The following is a 17,937-nucleotide window of genomic DNA, read 5'->3' as shown; positions in this document are numbered from 1 at the left end:
ACTTTATATATGATGGAACACTTAAGTGTTAAAGAACTTGAAAGTTATCTTGATGATGATTTATTAAAGCTTTTAAAGAAAGAAGATATAAGACATATATTCCTTATAAATACAAAAATCATCTCAAACTTTGAAAAATTCTTTAGCACGTTCCTTCCATACAGTGTCAAATATTTCGTAGTAATATCTTCTGATTTACCAGTTAAGATAATTAAGGAAAGTTTAATTAGAGCTAAAGATACACTAGAAGTATCGTGCTATATCACATCTAAACTACCACAGAAATCAATGATAATAATTGGACTACAATCCGTAAGTGAGAGAGAAGAATCAAAGGAGCTTTCAGCATTCCGAACTTAATCTTTCCTCTTATTTTCTCTTCTTCTTGGTCTGTAAAATTGTATATAAGACTATTGAAAATGTTGCAACTAGTACCATTACAATAACCCCATTACTGTAAAAAGTGTTTAAGGCTAAAGGAGATGAAGAGGTAGAAATGAATGAAACATTCGTAAGATTTCCACCAAAATTATTACTGTCGTTTACTTGCACAGAGCTTATTGTAATGTTTGCATAATAACTCCCATTATAAACTATTGAGAATGTTTTGTTAATCAGATAATAAGGTACAATTATTTCCGAGAAATTGGTGCTATTCTTTATTGCTAATAACTTATCAATAGTTTGAGGTTCTACTGTAAAGTTCTTTACACTTACTACAAATTTTATACCAATAGTGGAGTTCTCAACGCTTTGAACTAATGGAAAATTCTCATTTACGTTAACATGTATTATATAATTGCCTAGCATAAACGTTTTCGAAATTACGGTTATTATCAGTAATAGGAGAAATGAGAATTTCATTACTATCTCTACACTTTTCACTCTTCAATAAAAGGTTTTTTAGTAATCCCAACATTAATGAAAATATGGACTTAATAGAACTACTTAAATTTGAACATGGTATATTTAGAATAAGGTTCTATTTTCTGGAAAAAGTTGATAATTCTTTGCAGGAATTGGAAACATTACATGACTTCATAGTTAATGTTCACGCGAAGATGGAGGACTTGTATGTCTTTAAAGATATACCAGAAGCCAAGCCTTATTCAAACGACCATAAACTAATTGAGAAGTACGGTGATACGATAATAAAGGAGAAGAGAAAAGATTGGGTACCTAGGTATATGAAAATAGTGTTAGATCATAATCTGAATGAAGAGAAATACGTATTTCCGAAGGTAAAAGAAAGAAAAGGTTTGGTCTTAGACATTATAGAACAATATGGCTTTGAAAACTATCAAAAAATTACTGGTATAGATATAAGAAATTTCTAAATAGTGTAAACAAAGCTACACGTCATGCACCTATACAATCTTTTCTTCTTATTAAGTAATATAGCTCTCGCCGAACCGCATCTAGGACAAAAACGCACGTCTAAAAATGAGTCTTTTACTCATAAAAGCTTGCGGCTAGCATACTAACTCCGGGCCAAGGTGTATCATATCCTAGTATCTCAGCCTTCTTTGGTTTAATATACCCTAAGAGCATGTGTAGAGTATTTAGATTTCCCTCTGGCATTGCAGTCTGATACTCCTTAGGATAAAGTTCACTAATTTTTAATATTTTCTCAAATTCACCAGATTTTATTAGATCCATTAATATCGCATCGAATTTTGTAGGTTTAGGAGTTATCTTAAAGTAAAACAAGTCTAACCTATGAGTTGGTGAACCAGTGGCTAAAAACACTGCTTTCCTTCCAAGTTTCTCTACTGCTTTCCTAATCTTTTCACCTATTTCATAGTGTGATTCTGGCGAATTGTCAGTAATTGATATTGTTACAACTTTTGGTTTATACTCGGGAAACATGTAGAAGAGGGGAATCCACGCACCGTGATCTAATCCCCATTTATCATCTTTCACTACTTTTCCCTCAGCGTTTTTCACTATTTCTTCAACTAGTTCAGTGTCATTTAACGCGTTATAACAGTATTTATAAGTCTCATCTGGGAAATCGTAATAATCTTGAATACACTCTAGCTTCTCACTGCTTTCAATATAGAAGGTTTCCGTCCATGAGACGAAATGGGGACTTGAGACTATTATTGTTTCTGGTTTATACTTCTCCTCAATTTCCTTTCCTACTCTTCTCAATAAGTCCTTCCACTTATTCTCATCAATCAGTATTGTAGGAGAACCATGAGATATAAATAAGCCAATTGTCATTAACAAGAACTCCAAAAATATAAATAAAAAATTAAGTTAACTTTTGTTCACTTAAGCTTTAGGATTAGGCATCTGATCGATTATATCCTTAACCAATTTGACGAATTCGTGCTTTCTATCCTTGAATACCTCAGTATAAGTTTGAGCCCATCTTATTGTGGGATCACCCCTACTGAACCTATCATATTGTTCATATCTCATCCCTGCTTCAGATCCTATAACGTCCCACAGTAGGTTAAACATCTTAACTCTTTCTAGGGCATCAAGACCTTTCATTGCCATGTACTTATCCAATAATTTTCTTTCCTCGGGATTTTCAAAATCTTTAATACCAGCAGGTATAGGTATTGATGATCCTGCACTAATTGACCTTAATATCTCATTTGCTCTGGGAACTGTCTTCATGTTGAAGTGACTGGCTGAAATGGAAATATAGGGATCTGGTCTAGTAATATTGGGCAATTCTTGGGCTCTTTCAACTGATGCATAGAGGGCTGCCTCATTTAGAGCTACATATATCAGTATCTCACCTATCTTTTCTTGAACGTTAATGAAATTACTGGTGCCAGAAGCTTCAGCAATGGCGATAGCTAAACCAGCAAGGAATTTTAACCTGCTATAATGTTGAATTACGAAGTGCCAGTTAAACCATCCCCTTAACTGAACGGTATGCCACATTAGGTCTTCGATTAACTCAGGCTTCTTGAAGAATATTATCCTTTCCCAAGGAATTAGGACGTTATCTAACACTAAAACTGCATCGGATTCCTCAAATCTAGAAGATATTGGGTATTCAAATTCTCCTCCTTCCCTAGGCTGGAACCCCCTTCTAGACAAGAACTTAACTCCTTTAGTGTTTGTTGGGATAGAGAAGTATATTGCATATCTAGGATCACTATCTCTTCTGACATTTGGTAAATACCATAACATCTCCGCATAAGGACCGGCGGTACATATCATTGCGGCTCCTCTTACTACTACACCTTCTGGTTTTTCCTCAACTATTCCCACTTGAATGTATGGATCTTCCCATTGAGAAGGTGGTCTAGATCTATCGTACATTGGGGCCACAATTGCGTGGGTATAGAACAAATCTCTCTTTGTAGCTTCTTTGTAAATTTCAATCGCATTTTCCATGAACTTTGAACCGAACTGTTTTCCAAAGTAGTCCTCAGCGTGTGCATAGAATACCATTGTCCATAAGTTTAGGTAGTCTGGACTTCTACCGAAGAATCCCCTATAGTAATCATATATCTTTACTAGGCCATCCCTTAATTTGCCTAAATCTTTCTTGTTTTTAGGTCTTAGAAAACTTATGCTAGTTTCCTCTCCCACATCAAGGTTATAAACCCTTAGGTACTCCTTATATTTCTCATCCCAATGTAGATCATAATATTTCGCAACAGTAGATATCGGTATTTTAAATGCTGAATGTTCTGTAACATCCTTTACTACTTCTCCTTCATAGTAAACTACTGGTGGGTTTTCCTTTATACTTTTTATGTAATCTGTTCCCCTTCTTATCATCCAGACCACCCCTTTAATTGACCCGTGGAAATATCCTCCACGGCAACCCATTCAGTTAACCAAGATTGAGGAATCGGCCTTCCCCAAAAATCACTTCTATACCTTAATTGATCATAGGTCCAAACTATTGGTTTCCACTTATCCGGATCCAGAACCACGTAATCGTTGGTGAAGAACTCAATTCTATTTTTATCAAAATCTCTCAAATAAATATAATAACCCTCAGTTACACCATGTCTACCGGGACCCCTTTCTATACTATCCCACAATCCCACTGAGGCTAGAATATCTGGGGCTTTAATGACATCTTTTACATCATGAACGTAATACGTCTCATGGTGAAATCCCGGAACGTTTTTACTTGACTTCGCTATTGCTATTTCGTGTGAATCCCCTCTTCTAGTTAACCACACTACTGCCAAATTCCCATCCTTATCCAAGAACCTCTCAGTCTCATAGTAACCCATGAATCTCTTAAAGAACTCCAATTCTCTCTCCAAGTCCTTAACCATATAATTTACGTGGGCTAACCTGACTGGACTCACTCCCCTATGCCTATGAAATGCTAATCTTAAATCGCCTACATACTCCATGTCATAGTATAGAAGTATTGGGATTCCTTCGGGGGATTCAAATAATAGAGCTTCATTAATACCCTTTTCCCTAAATTTCCTAACCTTATGACCTAGGTTTTCCAATTCTTCTCTGGCCTTATCTAATTCCTCTCCTTTACTTACCCTAAAGCCTATATACGATAAACCAGCCGAGTTGGCCTTTTTTAGTATTAAGCTATGATGCTGACCTTCCTCAATCCCTCTCAAATAAATATAATCGCCATCCTTTTCTGTCTCCACAAATCCTAAGAGTTCTGAGTAGAAGTATCTCGCCTTATCCAAATCGCTAACTCTTATACACACATGAGATGTACGTAAAGTGTTGATCATCAAACACTATCAAGTGCAAAAAGATAAATTAATTCACTATTAAACTGATTTAAGGTTATCTACATAACTTCCAATAATTTCTATTGTAATAGACTAAGGGTGAGAAATTATCTCTAACAACCTTTCCATTAATTACCTCACCAACTACAATGGTGTGATCACCAATATCAATAGTCTTATACTTCTTAACTTCCATGTAAGCGTAACTGTCAGCCAATACGGGTATTCCATCTAAACCTTCGAAGAACTTTGCCTCCTTGAATCTCTCCTTTATGGGCTTAAAGGCAAATGTATTGAAGATTTTTTCGTCATCGACAAAATTTACTATAAAACCATTACTCTCGATAAAAGGTACATCATTACCCTTAGTTTTATCTGCGGTAAACATAACTAATGGTGGATTTAAAGAAAGCGAATTAAATGTGTTGACCGTCATTCCTACTAAATTATCACTCCATTTAGTTGTAACTACTACTATTCCTAGTGGAAATAATCTCATTATATTCCTTATCGTCTCGCTCATGAGAGTATATACTTAAAAAAATTATTTAAGTTTATCATTAAACTGAGTTGATGTCTTAGGGTGAAACCTCATCCAATCTCTTATTAGCAGACCTATGTCCTATTGCTATTGCAATTATTGTTGAAATTGCTTGGAATAAGGCTATTAGCAAAAATACCTCTATTGCCAAAGCTGTAGTGACCCCAGAAGCTATCAGAGAACCTATGAAAGAGGAAATTGCAATAATCCCTATCCCACCCCCTATATGACCTACACCGTCACATAAGGCGAAACCAGTACTCCTAGCCCTAGTCGGAAAACTCTCAGCAGTCCAAGCGTATGATGTTGGAACCCATAAATTAAAACCATAAAAGAGAATTATAGATCCTAGGAAAGATAATGCTATGTTAGTACCAGCTATAGCTATTAATAATCCCCCAATTATTGTGAAGACTACTGAAATGACTGTCCACGTCTTTCTTTCAAGTCTATCTCCAACAAAGAAGGTTGTTATAGGAACTAATATGAAACCTATAACACCTATTGCCGCAATCATTCCAGCTTCTGGTGGAGCAAATCCCAGTGAGGCTAATACAGATGTTAAACCAGCTGCCAAGGTATAGACGGTCATATAACCAAATAACCACATTGAGACAAGTATTCCAAACCTCTTTATATAAAGTGAGGAACTAAATATGGTCTTTAATGCATCTAAATAGGAATACCTCTCTGCAATATAAGGCTGAATTATATTGGGTAATGGTGGGAGATTACCTAACTTGCCAGTAGCTTTCTTCTCCATCACCTCAACTATCCTTTCAGCTTCAGTTAATTTACCCTTAGATATTAACCATCTTGGAGATTCAGGTAAGCTAAACCTTAAGAGCAATCCTATTAAAGCCAATAACGCACCTATCCCGTACATTACTCTCCATCCATTAACCGCAAAGAACCCACTTCCACCAAGTGCAAACGGTAATCCAAGAGGAAATGGAGCAGAGGGCGTTGTTAAGAACAATCCTAACCATATGCCTAGTGTTGCGCCTAGTGTTGAAAATAAGAATACTAGACTAGTGTATCTAGCCCTTCCGTTAATGGGAGCTACTTCTCCAATATAAGTATTAACTATTGCTAAATCAGCACCAACACCAATACCAGTTATGGTCCTTGCTACTAAAAAATTAACATAATTATTCGCCAATGCGTTATATAAACTGCCAAGGCCTGTAATGATCATAGTTATCATTAGCATCCTCCTCCGGCCTATTACGTCAGATATTGGAGAAAGTATAAGGGCTCCTATTATATACCCTACTAGGTTTAATAGGACTATGGGGCCTAGTAATGCTGGAATCTGAGGAGAAGTTGGATTGCTAACGTGAAATAGCGTTAATGCCGTTTGTATAAATGATACATTTATATCGAAAATGTCATAAAATGTGAAGAGAAACCCTATACCTAATATTCCTATAAAAATATATGAAAGTCCCCATATTGGGATTCTATCCATTCTAGCAATCGCTTCCCCTGCTTTTACTGCAGCCTTTTCTGCCATATTTGGCTTTTCAAATCAATAATTTAATATTCTATATTAAACTAGTTTAATAAACATACGACTAACAGTATACTATATTATAGTTTCTTATAATACATAACATTTATATTTTTAAAGAGTTTAAATAGTACATGATTAACTTGATTAAACATGTAGATATAGTTGTAAGCCATGAAGATTGTTGGACTTCACACATGCCATTTACCGCATATACTATTAATTTAGAAGTTTATCCACATAAGAACTATTTAAGGAGTAGGATTCTTATCGATTCAATGGAAAATAAGGTTATATCAAACTTAATGAAAACACACAGAAGCGTTATAAAGGTTATGAAGGTAGATAGGTTTAAGGGAGGAACTTATGTGGATTTTTTAAATAAATACAAGGGATCAATAGCTGGGGTCCTCTACGATAAGGAAGTGTTGATTCTGGGTAATCTCATAGAAGGTAAAGACGAAAAATGGTCATTTGTAACTTCCAGCAAAAATCTTCGAGAGATTCTTACTGAGATCGAAAGTTTAGGAAAGGTGAAAAGAGTGGAGACAACTGACTTTAACCCAATTCTCTACCCTAATCTGACTGAATGGGAAAAGAAAGTGCTTACGGTATCCTATTCCTATGGTTATTTAGACTATCCCAGAAGAGCAACTGCCGATGAATTAGCTAAGCTATTAGGAATAAGTAAAGTAACGTTCCTCTATCATTTGAGAAATGCCCAAAGGAAGTTAATTGCGTTTTCCATAAAAAACATTTTAGCTTAGGCTCTTCAACGCTTCCTTAAGTTCCTCCATTATCCTTATATCGTCCAATGTTGATACATCACCTGGATTCTCGTTAGCTAGGATAGCCTTTAGTAGCCTTCTCATTATCTTCCCGCTTTTGGTTTTAGGCAGTCTCTTCACAAACACTACTTTATCAACTATGTAACCAGCGTTCCTACAATAGTTCTTAATGTCATTTCTGAGTGCGTCACCAACCTCAACCCCTTGTCTTGGGACTACAAACGCTATTATGTTACCGCCTTGACCTATTACGGCAGCTTCGGCCACGTTGGGATAAGTTACTATTACACTTTCAACTTCAAGTGTTCCTATCCTCTCCCCTTCAGCTCTTATTACATCATCAGCTCTTCCCAGCACGAACAGATATCCATCCTCATCAACATAACCGTAATCTCCAGTGTAGAAGTATCCTGGGAACCTAGACCAATACTTCTCCTTTATCTTCTCGTAATTGGGATCATTCCACATTTTAGCTAAGGCTGGGTTAAGCGGTTTTAACACTATATACCCCTTTTGCTTAGGAGGTAATGGTTTTCCCTCATCGTCAACAATTAAGAAATATGTTCCTCCTGGGAATTGTATACCAGCGGAACCTGCCTTAAAGGGAATTTCGCCGATTCCGTAAGGAGTTGCACCAACTGGCGATAAATGCTCTGTCATCCAGTACGCATCTGCTATCTTAACTTGAGGAAGATTCTGATTTAACCACATCCACGCTCCAACGTTTAAAGGTTCTCCTGTATTAAGAATCATTCTTAAGCTTGATGTATCTCCGCTCTTAACTGACTCCTCTCCTAAACTCTTGAGAGTGTAAAGAGTTGTGGTAGAACTCCAAACTAGGCTTACATTATATCTCTCAATTACTCTCGAGAATAGATCCCTTTTATAACCAACATATCCCTCAAAAAGCACACCAGGTATTCCCATTACTGGTATCGTGTATAAATTTGCCATTGGCCATACTGGCCAACCTAATTCTGAAACAGTCCACCAAACGTCATTCTCTGTTGGGTTAAATATTGCCTTAAAAGCCCAATTGAGTGCTATCACATACCCTCCATTACTATGGTATAATCCCTTAGGTCTTCCCGTAGTTCCAGACGTGTAATAAACTGTCGCTGGCTCGTTAGCCTCAACTTCCACTGGTTTAACGTAAACTTTCCCTTTAGGTTTCACATCATCATACACAACATCCCTTTTCCCATTAACATTAAAATCTGAATATCCCCTCGGCACTGCCAAGACTTTCTGTATGGGTGTAGTATGAGATTCCAAAACTTTATCCACAAAATCCTTAATTCTTATCTCATTTCCATTCCTAAACGTCTTTGAAGCAACAATCAATACTTTTGAACCGCAATCATTAAACCTATATGCCACTGTTTCCTCGCTCAAACCTACATAATGTATTATTAGAATTGCCCCCAGTCTGTGTGTTGCTAAGGAGAAGTATACAGCTTCTGGTATATTAGGCATTAGCATGGATACCGTATCGCCTTTTTTCACGCCCAATTCACTTAAGACATAGGCTGCCTTGTTTACTTCTTGATAAAGATCTTGAAAGGATATTGACCTAAAACTATCTAATCTTTCATTGGTCCAATAAAATGCCACCTTATCTTTCTTATCTGGTAAATGTCTATCTATAGCGTTATAGGATATATTTGTGGTTCCTCCAACGAACCACTTCTCGTACGGTGGTTCTCCCTCAAGTATTTTCTCTGGTTGCCTAAACCAAGTTATGTAATTAGCCTTATCTCGCCAGAAGGCTTCTGGATTTTCCATAGAGAATTTCGCCAATGCTTTAATCTGATCTAGAGAATATATTTTCCAACTCATGTTATCATATACATTTGTAAATTAAAAATTATATATACCTTTCGTTCAATAATGATAGATTGATATAAGATTTAAAAGTTATTAAATGTAGGATAAATATATGAGCGAAAAAGAGCTTTTTATAGAATCACTGAGGGAATTCCTCAAAAGAGATGTTGAAAAAATAGCAACTAAAATAGACAAAGAAGATTACTACCCTAGAGATTTAGTTAGGAAACTCGGAGAGTTAGGCTTTCTAATCCCTTTAACTAATGGACTTTCACACTACGATATGATGATAATTTTAGAAGAAATTGCCAAGGTTAGCGGGTCCTTAGCGTTAATTGCTGACGCTCAAGGAGAATTGGCTGGCGAAATGATTAGATTATATGCAGACGAAAGACAAAGGAAGGAGTTTCTAGAACCGATGAGTAAGGGAGAGATGATAGGTAGTTTTGCCCTAACTGAACCTTCTGGTGGAAGTGATATAGGCTCCATGAAGACTTTCGCTGAGAAAAGAAATGGATTATGGAGAATAAAAGGACATAAGATGTGGATAACTCAAGGACTTTACGCTGATATTTTCGTCACAGTTACGAGAACTGGCTCATCTAGGCATGATTTATCCGTTTTCATAGTGCCTAGGGGTAATTGCGTTGAGACTAGAAAAATAGAAGTCATGGGTAATAGGGGAACTGGAACTGCTGAGGTAATCTTTCATGATTGTGAAGTGTCAAAAGATTACGTAGTTGGAGAAGTAAATAATGGGTGGAATATGGTAAATTCAGTACTAGAGATAGGGAGACTTGCTATATCTGGGATTGCAATAGGTTTGGCTGAGGCTGCGTTGGAAGAAGCTCTTAAGTGGGCTAGATCTAGAACAGCATTTGGCAATTCAATTTATGATTTTCAAGGGATAAGATGGTACTTCGCCGATTCCGTAGCTAAACTCAACGCGGTAAAATCAATGGCTAAGGATGTTAGCAATAAGTTTGATGAGAATTCAAAGGATAAGGGAGTTTACGTAGCAATGTTAAAGCTATTATCGGCGATTATCGCTAACGAAATAGTCGATATCTCCTTGCAAGTATTTGGTGGTATGGGTTACGCTAAGGGAACCACTATTGAACGAATATATCGTGATGCCAGATTACTTAGGATAGGTGAGGGAACTGATGAAGTACAAAGACACATTATTGCTAAATATATTGAGCGGTATGGAATACCGTATATTTAGTTACTTTCGATCCTTTCATAGGTAAGGCTAAAAAGCTTTAATAAGTACGTCAAGAGAATATATTTGGGGACTTTTTTGAATCGAATTGCCATAATAGGCATAGGTTGGTTCGGCTTTAGGTCTACAACTCCAGAAGTCTCATTTAGAGAGATGGTTTTCGAGGCTGCGTCTAGGGCATATAAGGATGCGGGAAATATAAATCCTAGAAATGATGTGGACTCTTTTATATCCTGCCAAGAGGACTTCTGGGAGGGAATATCGATAGCTGACGAATTCGCGCCAGACCAAATGGGAGGAGCAATGAGACCAACCATGACTGTAGCTGGAGACGCGCTTCAAGGATTAGCTCACGCTGTAATGCATATTAATTCCGGTGTAGCTAACGTAGTGTCAATTGAAGCCCATTCTAAGGTAAGCGACATACTAACGTTTAGTGACTTAGTGAAATTCGCAATGGATCCCATATACGTTAGATCCATTAATCCACCAAATTTCCATTTTATTGCAGGGTTAGATGCGGTAAAGTTCATGCAAAGAAAAGGGATAACAAGGGAAGACTTAGCATTAGTAGTGGAAAAGAATAAGAAAGCTGGTCTATCATCTCCTAGAGCGTCTTATGCTAGTAATATATCAGCTGAAGACGTGTTAAAGAAAGATTACGTAGTTTACCCTCTTAGTGAGTTGGATATGGCGCCTTTTGTTGATGGAGCAATAGTTATAGTAGTTGCTGATGAGGAAGTTGGTAAAAAGCTGAAAAAAGATGATTATCTAGTAATCAAGGGACTGGGATTTGTAACTGATTCCTCAAACCTAGAAACTGCAGAGCTAGGAAAGGCAAACTACATGAGGATAGCCTCAGATATGGCATATAGAATGGCTGGAATTGAGTCGCCTAGAAGGTATTTTGATGCTGTTTTTGTTGATGATAGATACAGTTACAAAGAATTACAGCACTTGGAGGGATTGAGAGTTTCTGAGGAACCATCAAAGGACTTAAGGGAGGGAAATCTCTCTCCTCAAGGAGAAATTCCGGTAAATCCATTAGGTGGGCATATAGCTAAGGGAGTTCCTTTAGAAGCTTCAGGTTTTTCATTACTGTTAGACGCAATAGATTATATTAAGCAAGGGAAAGGTGAAAGGGCACTTGTCGCGTCTTGGCGTGGAATTCCCACTCTTACTGGATCAGTTGTGGTGGTGGAAAAGCCATGAAGGTAAACATTCATTTAAATAAAAGAGTCGCAGTAATAGGTGCTGGCTTAACTCTATTTAGGAGAAGACTACTAGAAACTCCACAAGAGATTGCATGGGAGGCTGCAAGTAAGGCATTAGATGAGGCTGGACTAGAGTTAAAGGATATCGACTGTGTTGTTATTGGAAGTGCACCAGATGCTTTTGATGGAGTTAACCTAAAGGGCGAATACTTATCACATGGTTCTGGGGGCATTAGAAAACCAGTAAGTAGGGTTTATGTGGGTGGTGCTACTGGAGTTATGACTGCCATAGCAGGATGGTATCATGTTGCCAGTGGTTTATGCCAAAAAGTACTTGCTGTAGCTGAGGAAAAGATGAGCCCAGATAGACCTCATCCTCAAGCAATATTCAGATACATATGGGATCCAATCCTTGAAAAACCCTTGAACCCTAATCTAATCTGGATATTTGCAATGGAAATGCATAGATATATGGCAACCTATGGAATTAAAAAGGAGGAGATCGCGTTAGTTTCCGTTAAGAACAAGAGGAATGCAGTAAATAATCCATATGCGCAATTAGGTTCAAAAATAACAGTAGAGGACGTGTTAAAGAGCGAAGTATTAGTTTGGCCAGTTCAACTCTTAGACGTTAGTCCAGTTAGTGATGGTGGGGCGGCAATCGTATTAGCTTCTGAAGACTTAGCGAGGAGGTATACTGATACGCCAGTTTGGGTTGAAGGAGTTGGATGGACGTTAGACAATACGGAGTGGCCTGCTAGGGACTTATCTTACGCTAGATATGTGGAATTCGCTGCTAGAATGGCTTATAAAATGGCTGGGATTGAGAGACCAACTAAGGAAATAGACGTTGCTGAACCATATGATCCGTTTGATTACAAAGAACTACATCATTTAGAGGCACTACAATTGGCTAAGAGAGGAGAGGCTCCAAAATTATTGAAGGAGGGAGTATTCGACATCGATGGTGATATACCCAGTAGTCCCAGTGGAGGTTTACTGGGAGTGGGCAATCCTATTGCTGCTGCGGGTTTAATGAAAGTCATAAGTATATATTGGCAGTTAAAGGGGACCGCTGGGAAAATGCAAGTTAAGAGACCAGTACATACTGGTGTAGCCCAGGCTTGGGGAGATTTAATGCAAGCCGGTACGGTTATAGTTTTACGCAATTGAGGTGATATGAGATGGTAACTCCTCTAAAAGAAGAAGACTTAAGCAAACATTATATACTCTCATATAAACCAAACGCTAAATACGCATACACTGCGGGACAGGCTCAGAGCAAATATCTACTTGGACTTAAGGAAGGAAAAATTTATGGAAGGAAGTGCAATAAGTGCAGTAGAATTCACGTACCGCCAAAAATGTATTGTGAGGAATGCTTTAGACCCACTGACGAGTGGGTTGAAGTTAAAGATGAAGGAATAGTAATGACTGCAGTTGCTAGCTTCATAAGTTGGACTAGAGCTAAGTTGGAAGAGCCAGAGATAGTCGGGATTATAAGGCTATTACCTTCTAACGATAGGGATTTCGTATACCCTGGAATATTCCACAGAATATGTGCAAGTTATGAACAAGTGAAGAGTATGGAAATCATAGGGAAGAGGGTTAAGGCGGTGTGGAAGCCAAAGGAGGAAAGGAAAGGAAGTATTGAAGATATCCAATGCTTTAAGGTGATCTAAATGTCTTGGGAGAAGAGTGGAAAAGAAGGAAGGCTATTAAGATGGTATGACGTAATGGAAGCTGAAAAATACGAGTATACAGTAGGCCCAGCGGGAGAACAGTTCTTTAACGGGCTGAAACAAGGTAAGATTGTAGGAAGTAAGTGTAGGAAGTGTGGAAGAGTCTTCGTCCCTGCTAGATCCTATTGTGAACACTGCTTCGTCAAGATAGAGAATTACGTGGAAGTAAATAAGGATGAGGCTTACGTGGATTCGTATACAATAATCTACAATGATGATGAAGGTAACAAATTAGCACAACCAGTGTTTATTGCCCTAATTAGATTTCCAAATGTTGAAGGAGGATTGCTGTGTTACGCTGAAGGAAATGTTAAAGTGGAGGCAAAGGCTAAAATTACGAGTTTTGAATGGCCTCTACGAGTCAAGGTTGACTGATTTTTTCGAAAACATTTTAACCCTTAATATATGTATTCTGTATTCAAATCCAACTCAACATTGCAAGGAATCATTCCGTATAACGTACTACCGGATAAAAATATGCAGACATCTTCAACTCTACGCATAAGTTTAACTGCGATATTTGAGTTTTCTCTTAAATTCAATATTTCCTTAGCACTGGCGAAGCTTATCATAACATTTACAACTTTTCCGTCCTTATCCTTTATCTTGCTTATAGAAAAACTTCTCCAAGAAGTCTCTTATTTTTTACTTTATTCTCCTCGTCTAACAACAATTTCAACGCAGTATAAAGTCTAAAACTCTCGGAGAATTTCCTCTCATTTTCGCTTAGTTCACTAATTTTTAACTCGTATATATTACTGCCAAGAATTAAATTAAAAGCTTCATTCCTTATTATTAAAAATGCTTCGTCACTGTCTCCTTGTATAGAAACCAAGTAATTAATTAGAGCCTTTTTCATATCACTGATTTTTTCAAGAGTCCTCCGTTTGTCCCTACACTTTCATTTCAATCATTTTATGTTCATTCATGATCGAGTGTAGGTACTTAGCCCTCAACCACCTTATAGGTGGGTCATGGGACTCCTTCGAGCCCAACGGCACGGGGCTCACATCTCCGTAATCCCCCTCACCCTTTTGGGCATAGCCCACATCGGCGTGAGAGATCATCATTTATCAATAATTTTTTGTTATAAACAGATATAAAAAGATCTCTATTAACGTGAAAAAGAATTCAGCCCAATTCTACTTCCCTAGTCTTACCCTTATTAAGCTCCAATAAATAATGTTCAAATTCTTCCAATTACTTCCATGCCAAATCGACGTTATTTTCCATCACTATTCTGCTAAGTTTATCCATGAAAAGATAATATAACTCTGGAGTGGTAGATGTTAATTCTAACCATAAATATACGTTGCTTAGACCTTCTTTTATCTTCTTAGTTTTATCATTACCAAATTTTCTCCTTCTGAATTTCTCCCCGCCCTGGAACGATAGACCCAAAATCGTATTAGAAAAAATATTTCTGGTAGGATAATATCGAATTTATAAAAGATAAAGAAATTTACAAGAGTATAAAGAATTCAATTGAAGAAAGGGTTTAAGGTGAGGGAGATGGAGTATTACCACGTGAGATAGGAAGATGGTAACACCCGGTCTCCCTCACCGAACATTCAACAAATAGGATATAAATTACTTTCCATGTTGAACTTCCAAGGGGAAAAGGTAGAGAAGGTAGCGAAAACTCTCATCTCCGCGTGTTTGTGGAACAACTCTGTAGAGAACAAGTCCAGAGCGTATGACGTATCCCCACAGACCTTGAGGAATTACGTAGTGAAACAAGGGATGGAAGTGATTGAAAAGCTATTGGAAAGAGCTAGGAAAATATCCTTGGAGATATTAAAGGGGGTAAAGGAGATAGATCTTTCAATAGACTGGACAACCAAGACGTGGTATGGGAAACCAGTGAAAGGGAGCTCTGAAAAAGGAAACTCGTGGAACTACGCAACAACCAAGTATAAGGGGAAAGTACTTTTACTTGCCTTTATTCCGCAAGTGAACGGTATGACTAAGGACGAGATAGTGAAGGTTCTTGTGGAGCAAGTAATGGCAATGGGATTCAAGATAAGGTTGATAACTCTTGACGCTGGTTTCTACACAGTTGATGTGCTCAACTTCGTTTCACAGTTTAAGTATATAGTTGCTGTGCCTGTTGGGGATGTTAAGGTGTTTGAGGAGTTTGACGGGGATTACACAACTAATAGTAAGAGGCATAGGAGGGATGAGCAGATCAAGTTCAGGCTTCTCGTGTACAGCAAGGAAAAAGTGAGGAGAAAGAGTCTTGTTTATTTTGCTAGGGCTACTAACCTAGACCTATCCAAGAGGGAAGTGTTGGATTTGTATAATAAGGTAAGAGGTCCCATAGAGACCTCTTATAGGAACATTAAGGCTTTTCTTCCATTTACTAGTTCTACTAAGTTTGTTTTTCGCACGTTGATCTTCGTGCTGGCCCTTGTACTCTACTCCTTATATATCATATTCAAGGGGGAGGTGGGGAGAGAGGAGTTTAGATTATTATTAATTCTTTTATTTCCTGATTTATTCAATCCAGAGAATTTTACATTTAATCTAGTAGATACACTTATTTACACTATAGATTTATTTTTAAGGAGGTGATTTTGGGTCTACCGCAGAGAGGCGAGGCTTTCCGCCCCCTTAACCCCATTTATTTGTAACGTTATAGTTTAACTATTTTTTACTAAACAAAATATATAAAAATCTCATTTCGCCCTTTACTTATCTCTTAATAATAACACCACATGGGCCTCATGAATTTTCATTAATTTAATTAATCATGTAGAATGTGCTTTATAGGAAAATCGTTCCGTAGACCTTATTTATATATTTCACAAAAGATGGTAAAAAATTACTATAGTGATGAGAAACTCAAAAATATTAAAGAAGCGTTATTGCTATTAACTTATTTTCAGTCATTTCAAGCATTGTCTCTCTAACTCCTTCTCTCCCTATACCGCTTTTCTTAAATCCGCCGAATGCTAGTGAGTCCCACCTCAATCTCGTACTATCATTTATGATAACAGCACCAAACTTCAACTCTCTACTTAACTTTAAAGCCCTATTTACATCATTAGTAAAGATTGCAGACTGTAAGCCATACTCGGTTGAATTAGCTATTCGTATTGCCTCCTCATCACTCTTAACACTCACAATTGGTACTATAGGCCCGAAGACTTCACTCTTTAGGACTAGCATATCCAGTGAGGGATTGGTTACCATAGTTAGTGGGAAGAAACTTCCACTCTCTGGACCCTTATTGAGGATTTCAACCTTTCCACCCTTAGCTTTAGCGTCTGCTAATACACTGTTTAAGTTCTCAACGCTCTCTTTGTTGATTACTGGTCCAACGTCGGTAGTTTCATCCAAGGGGTCACCTACCTTTAACGCTCTAGCCTTATCGTTAAACGCCTTTACGAACTTATCGTATATCTCCTCCCTAACTATAATTCTCTTGCCAGCATTACAGTTCTGACCAGCGTACTCAAACCTAGCTCTAACAGCTATTGAAGAGGCTCTCTCTATATTGGCATCTTCTAAGATGATTATGGGATCAGAACCTCCCAACTCCATTATTATTCTCTTCCCTAAGGAAACAGCTTTAGAGGCTATTTTAAGACCTGTTTGTGTGGAACCGGTTAACGTAATTAAGCCGACTAATGGGTGAGTAATTATCTCATCCCCGATTTCACTACTATAACCAGTGACTACTCTAACTGCACTATCGGGTAATCCAGCCTCAACCAATATTTTCTTCATTTCTATGGCGGCTAGGGGTGTATTTATACTTGGCTTAACCACTACTGAATTTCCTACTGCTAAAGCTGGAGCAACCTTATGGGCAAAGGAGTTTATGGGGAAGTTGAAGGGTAAAATTGCAGTTACAACACCTATCGGTTCCCTAGTACTTACAACTATTCTATTCTCATTTCCAGGAGGGTACTCATAAGCGTCCACTCTATAATTTTTACCTTCTAAAACCATTCCGACTTCTTCAGCAGCATGTCTAAACAATCTGGAAGCCCTTAATACTTCAACCCTAGAATCCCTAATCGGCTTACCGGCTTCCATCGCAAGTAGTTTAGCTAGTCTCTCTTGTTCTCTTTCCAAAATTTCCGATACTTTTCTCAATATAGCTGTCCTTTTATAGAGGGGCATCTTTGATATTATTTCAAATCCCTTATATGCCTCCTCTATTTCTCCTCTAACCTCATCTTTATGCATTCTTTTCACAGTTCCAATTACATTAAGATTGGAGGGCGAACGAACTTCAATAACCTCTTGACTCATCAAGTATGTATTTGTATTAGAAGTTTTTAAGTAATTATGAAATACTTAATCCAATTTTTAAACCTATAATACTTATAACATTTTTATAAGCACATTCATCTTTAGTTTAAAATAATTTAAAATAAAA

General features: G+C 37.5%; 19 protein-coding genes and 2 pseudogenes. 9 read left to right on the top strand and 12 right to left on the bottom strand.

Translation table 11 applies throughout. The features are described 5' to 3' along the window. The first annotated feature begins 9 nt into the window (after positions 1-9). Positions 10-360, top strand: a complete 351-nt coding sequence (locus YN1551_RS09140) for a DUF4898 domain-containing protein (RefSeq protein WP_012716017.1) — start codon at positions 10-12, stop codon at positions 358-360. Positions 361-369: 9 nt separating this feature from the next. On the opposite strand, the gene YN1551_RS09135 is transcribed toward YN1551_RS09140, so the two are convergent. Then, a complete protein-coding gene (locus tag YN1551_RS09135) occupies positions 370-864 on the bottom strand; it encodes a hypothetical protein (protein ID WP_012716018.1) in 495 nt (164 codons plus the stop codon). 65 nt (positions 865-929) lie between these two features. Between YN1551_RS09135 and YN1551_RS09130 the strand changes: the two genes are divergently transcribed. Beyond that, positions 930-1,337, top strand: a complete 408-nt coding sequence (locus tag YN1551_RS09130; RefSeq protein WP_048051878.1) for a hemerythrin — start codon at positions 930-932, stop codon at positions 1,335-1,337. Here YN1551_RS09130 and YN1551_RS17495 read toward each other — a convergent pair. The 6 genes and pseudogenes from YN1551_RS17495 to YN1551_RS09105 form a co-directional block, all read right to left on the bottom strand. Further along, a pseudogene (locus tag YN1551_RS17495) lies at positions 1,334-1,435 on the bottom strand (DNA-directed RNA polymerase subunit M); the annotation flags it as partial. The gene YN1551_RS09130 and the pseudogene YN1551_RS17495 overlap by 4 nt on opposite strands. A 17-nt stretch (positions 1,436-1,452) precedes the next feature. Next, a complete protein-coding gene (locus tag YN1551_RS09125) occupies positions 1,453-2,226 on the bottom strand; it encodes a DODA-type extradiol aromatic ring-opening family dioxygenase (RefSeq protein ID WP_012713355.1) in 774 nt (257 codons plus the stop codon). Between the two features lie 51 nt (positions 2,227-2,277). Further along, positions 2,278-3,753 (bottom strand): 4-hydroxyphenylacetate 3-hydroxylase family protein, encoded by a 1,476-nt coding sequence (locus YN1551_RS09120; RefSeq protein WP_012716019.1) that lies wholly within the window; start codon positions 3,751-3,753, stop codon positions 2,278-2,280. Next, positions 3,750-4,697, bottom strand: a complete 948-nt coding sequence (gene hpaD / locus YN1551_RS09115) for a 3,4-dihydroxyphenylacetate 2,3-dioxygenase (protein ID WP_012713357.1) — start codon at positions 4,695-4,697, stop codon at positions 3,750-3,752. Before hpaD ends, YN1551_RS09120 begins: the two co-directional genes overlap by 4 nt. A gap of 55 nt (positions 4,698-4,752) precedes the next feature. After that, complete coding sequence (locus tag YN1551_RS09110; RefSeq protein WP_012713358.1) at positions 4,753-5,220, bottom strand: flavin reductase family protein; 468 nt, start codon at positions 5,218-5,220, stop codon at positions 4,753-4,755. Positions 5,221-5,275: 55 nt separating this feature from the next. Further along, on the bottom strand, positions 5,276-6,754 hold the full coding sequence (locus YN1551_RS09105; RefSeq protein WP_012717606.1) for an MFS transporter: 1,479 nt from the start codon (positions 6,752-6,754) through the stop codon (positions 5,276-5,278). A gap of 131 nt (positions 6,755-6,885) precedes the next feature. Here YN1551_RS09105 and YN1551_RS09100 point away from each other — a divergent pair, with 131 nt between their 5' ends. Beyond that, positions 6,886-7,518, top strand: a complete 633-nt coding sequence (locus tag YN1551_RS09100) for a helix-turn-helix domain-containing protein (RefSeq protein WP_010923762.1) — start codon at positions 6,886-6,888, stop codon at positions 7,516-7,518. On the opposite strand, the gene YN1551_RS09095 is transcribed toward YN1551_RS09100, so the two are convergent. Beyond that, positions 7,510-9,378, bottom strand: coding sequence for an AMP-binding protein (locus YN1551_RS09095; protein WP_012717605.1), 1,869 nt, complete (start codon positions 9,376-9,378; stop codon positions 7,510-7,512). The two genes, YN1551_RS09100 and YN1551_RS09095, sit on opposite strands and share 9 nt — an antisense overlap. A 100-nt stretch (positions 9,379-9,478) precedes the next feature. Between YN1551_RS09095 and YN1551_RS09090 the strand changes: the two genes are divergently transcribed. The 5 genes from YN1551_RS09090 (at position 9,479) to YN1551_RS09070 (ending at position 13,922) form a co-directional block, all read left to right on the top strand. Further along, the gene (locus tag YN1551_RS09090) at positions 9,479-10,594 is read left to right on the top strand and encodes an acyl-CoA dehydrogenase family protein (RefSeq protein ID WP_012716020.1); all 1,116 of its coding nucleotides are present in this window, start codon (positions 9,479-9,481) and stop codon (positions 10,592-10,594) included. Positions 10,595-10,657: 63 nt separating this feature from the next. Further along, a complete protein-coding gene (locus tag YN1551_RS09085) occupies positions 10,658-11,803 on the top strand; it encodes a thiolase domain-containing protein (RefSeq protein WP_012710776.1) in 1,146 nt (381 codons plus the stop codon). Next, entirely contained in the window at positions 11,800-12,978 is a 1,179-nt protein-coding gene (locus tag YN1551_RS09080; protein ID WP_012713361.1) for a thiolase domain-containing protein, read from the top strand. The genes YN1551_RS09085 and YN1551_RS09080 overlap by 4 nt, the downstream gene beginning before the upstream one ends. 11 nt (positions 12,979-12,989) lie before the next feature. Continuing rightward, a complete protein-coding gene (locus tag YN1551_RS09075; protein ID WP_012713362.1) occupies positions 12,990-13,487 on the top strand; it encodes a Zn-ribbon domain-containing OB-fold protein in 498 nt (165 codons plus the stop codon). Then, positions 13,488-13,922 carry a Zn-ribbon domain-containing OB-fold protein gene (locus YN1551_RS09070; protein ID WP_012713363.1) on the top strand — a complete coding sequence of 145 codons (435 nt, stop codon included), beginning with the start codon at positions 13,488-13,490 and terminating at the stop codon, positions 13,920-13,922. Between the two features lie 235 nt (positions 13,923-14,157). Here the strand turns inward: YN1551_RS09070 and YN1551_RS09065 are convergent, their stop codons facing one another. From YN1551_RS09065 to YN1551_RS09060, 3 genes are all read right to left on the bottom strand, one after another. Then, positions 14,158-14,406 (bottom strand): hypothetical protein, encoded by a 249-nt coding sequence (locus YN1551_RS09065; protein WP_187146872.1) that lies wholly within the window; start codon positions 14,404-14,406, stop codon positions 14,158-14,160. Between the two features lie 34 nt (positions 14,407-14,440). Then, positions 14,441-14,596, bottom strand: a complete 156-nt coding sequence (locus YN1551_RS17075) for a hypothetical protein (protein WP_012716023.1) — start codon at positions 14,594-14,596, stop codon at positions 14,441-14,443. A gap of 151 nt (positions 14,597-14,747) precedes the next feature. Beyond that, positions 14,748-14,948: a hypothetical protein gene (locus tag YN1551_RS09060; RefSeq protein WP_012716024.1), complete on the bottom strand. Its 201-nt coding sequence runs from the start codon at positions 14,946-14,948 to the stop codon at positions 14,748-14,750. 139 nt (positions 14,949-15,087) lie between these two features. Here YN1551_RS09060 and YN1551_RS09055 point away from each other — a divergent pair. Continuing rightward, positions 15,088-16,121, top strand: a pseudogene (locus YN1551_RS09055) (ISH3 family transposase). 279 nt (positions 16,122-16,400) lie between these two features. Here YN1551_RS09055 and YN1551_RS09050 read toward each other — a convergent pair. Beyond that, positions 16,401-17,810, bottom strand: a complete 1,410-nt coding sequence (locus YN1551_RS09050; protein WP_012716027.1) for an aldehyde dehydrogenase family protein — start codon at positions 17,808-17,810, stop codon at positions 16,401-16,403. Positions 17,811-17,937 lie beyond the last annotated feature (127 nt).

Origin of the sequence: Sulfolobus islandicus Y.N.15.51 (genome assembly GCF_000022485.1) — an archaeon.
Classification (GTDB): Archaea; Thermoproteota; Thermoprotei_A; order Sulfolobales; family Sulfolobaceae; genus Saccharolobus; species Saccharolobus islandicus.
The sequence above is the reverse complement of the archived record's forward strand: the minus strand, read 5'-3'. Positions and strand labels throughout refer to the sequence as shown.

Coding starts and splice junctions, on each gene's coding strand:
- YN1551_RS09140 (WP_012716017.1), top strand. CDS start 10: ATGATGGAACACTTAAGTGTTAAAGAACTTGAAAGTTATCTTGATGAT.
- YN1551_RS09135 (WP_012716018.1), bottom strand. CDS start 864: ATGAAATTCTCATTTCTCCTATTACTGATAATAACCGTAATTTCGAAA.
- YN1551_RS09130 (WP_048051878.1), top strand. CDS start 930: ATGGACTTAATAGAACTACTTAAATTTGAACATGGTATATTTAGAATA.
- YN1551_RS09125 (WP_012713355.1), bottom strand. CDS start 2,226: ATGACAATTGGCTTATTTATATCTCATGGTTCTCCTACAATACTGATT.
- YN1551_RS09120 (WP_012716019.1), bottom strand. CDS start 3,753: ATGATAAGAAGGGGAACAGATTACATAAAAAGTATAAAGGAAAACCCA.
- hpaD (WP_012713357.1), bottom strand. CDS start 4,697: ATGATCAACACTTTACGTACATCTCATGTGTGTATAAGAGTTAGCGAT.
- YN1551_RS09110 (WP_012713358.1), bottom strand. CDS start 5,220: ATGAGCGAGACGATAAGGAATATAATGAGATTATTTCCACTAGGAATA.
- YN1551_RS09105 (WP_012717606.1), bottom strand. CDS start 6,754: ATGGCAGAAAAGGCTGCAGTAAAAGCAGGGGAAGCGATTGCTAGAATG.
- YN1551_RS09100 (WP_010923762.1), top strand. CDS start 6,886: ATGATTAACTTGATTAAACATGTAGATATAGTTGTAAGCCATGAAGAT.
- YN1551_RS09095 (WP_012717605.1), bottom strand. CDS start 9,378: ATGAGTTGGAAAATATATTCTCTAGATCAGATTAAAGCATTGGCGAAA.
- YN1551_RS09090 (WP_012716020.1), top strand. CDS start 9,479: ATGAGCGAAAAAGAGCTTTTTATAGAATCACTGAGGGAATTCCTCAAA.
- YN1551_RS09080 (WP_012713361.1), top strand. CDS start 11,800: ATGAAGGTAAACATTCATTTAAATAAAAGAGTCGCAGTAATAGGTGCT.
- YN1551_RS09075 (WP_012713362.1), top strand. CDS start 12,990: ATGGTAACTCCTCTAAAAGAAGAAGACTTAAGCAAACATTATATACTC.
- YN1551_RS09070 (WP_012713363.1), top strand. CDS start 13,488: ATGTCTTGGGAGAAGAGTGGAAAAGAAGGAAGGCTATTAAGATGGTAT.
- YN1551_RS09065 (WP_187146872.1), bottom strand. CDS start 14,406: ATGAAAAAGGCTCTAATTAATTACTTGGTTTCTATACAAGGAGACAGT.
- YN1551_RS09050 (WP_012716027.1), bottom strand. CDS start 17,810: ATGAGTCAAGAGGTTATTGAAGTTCGTTCGCCCTCCAATCTTAATGTA.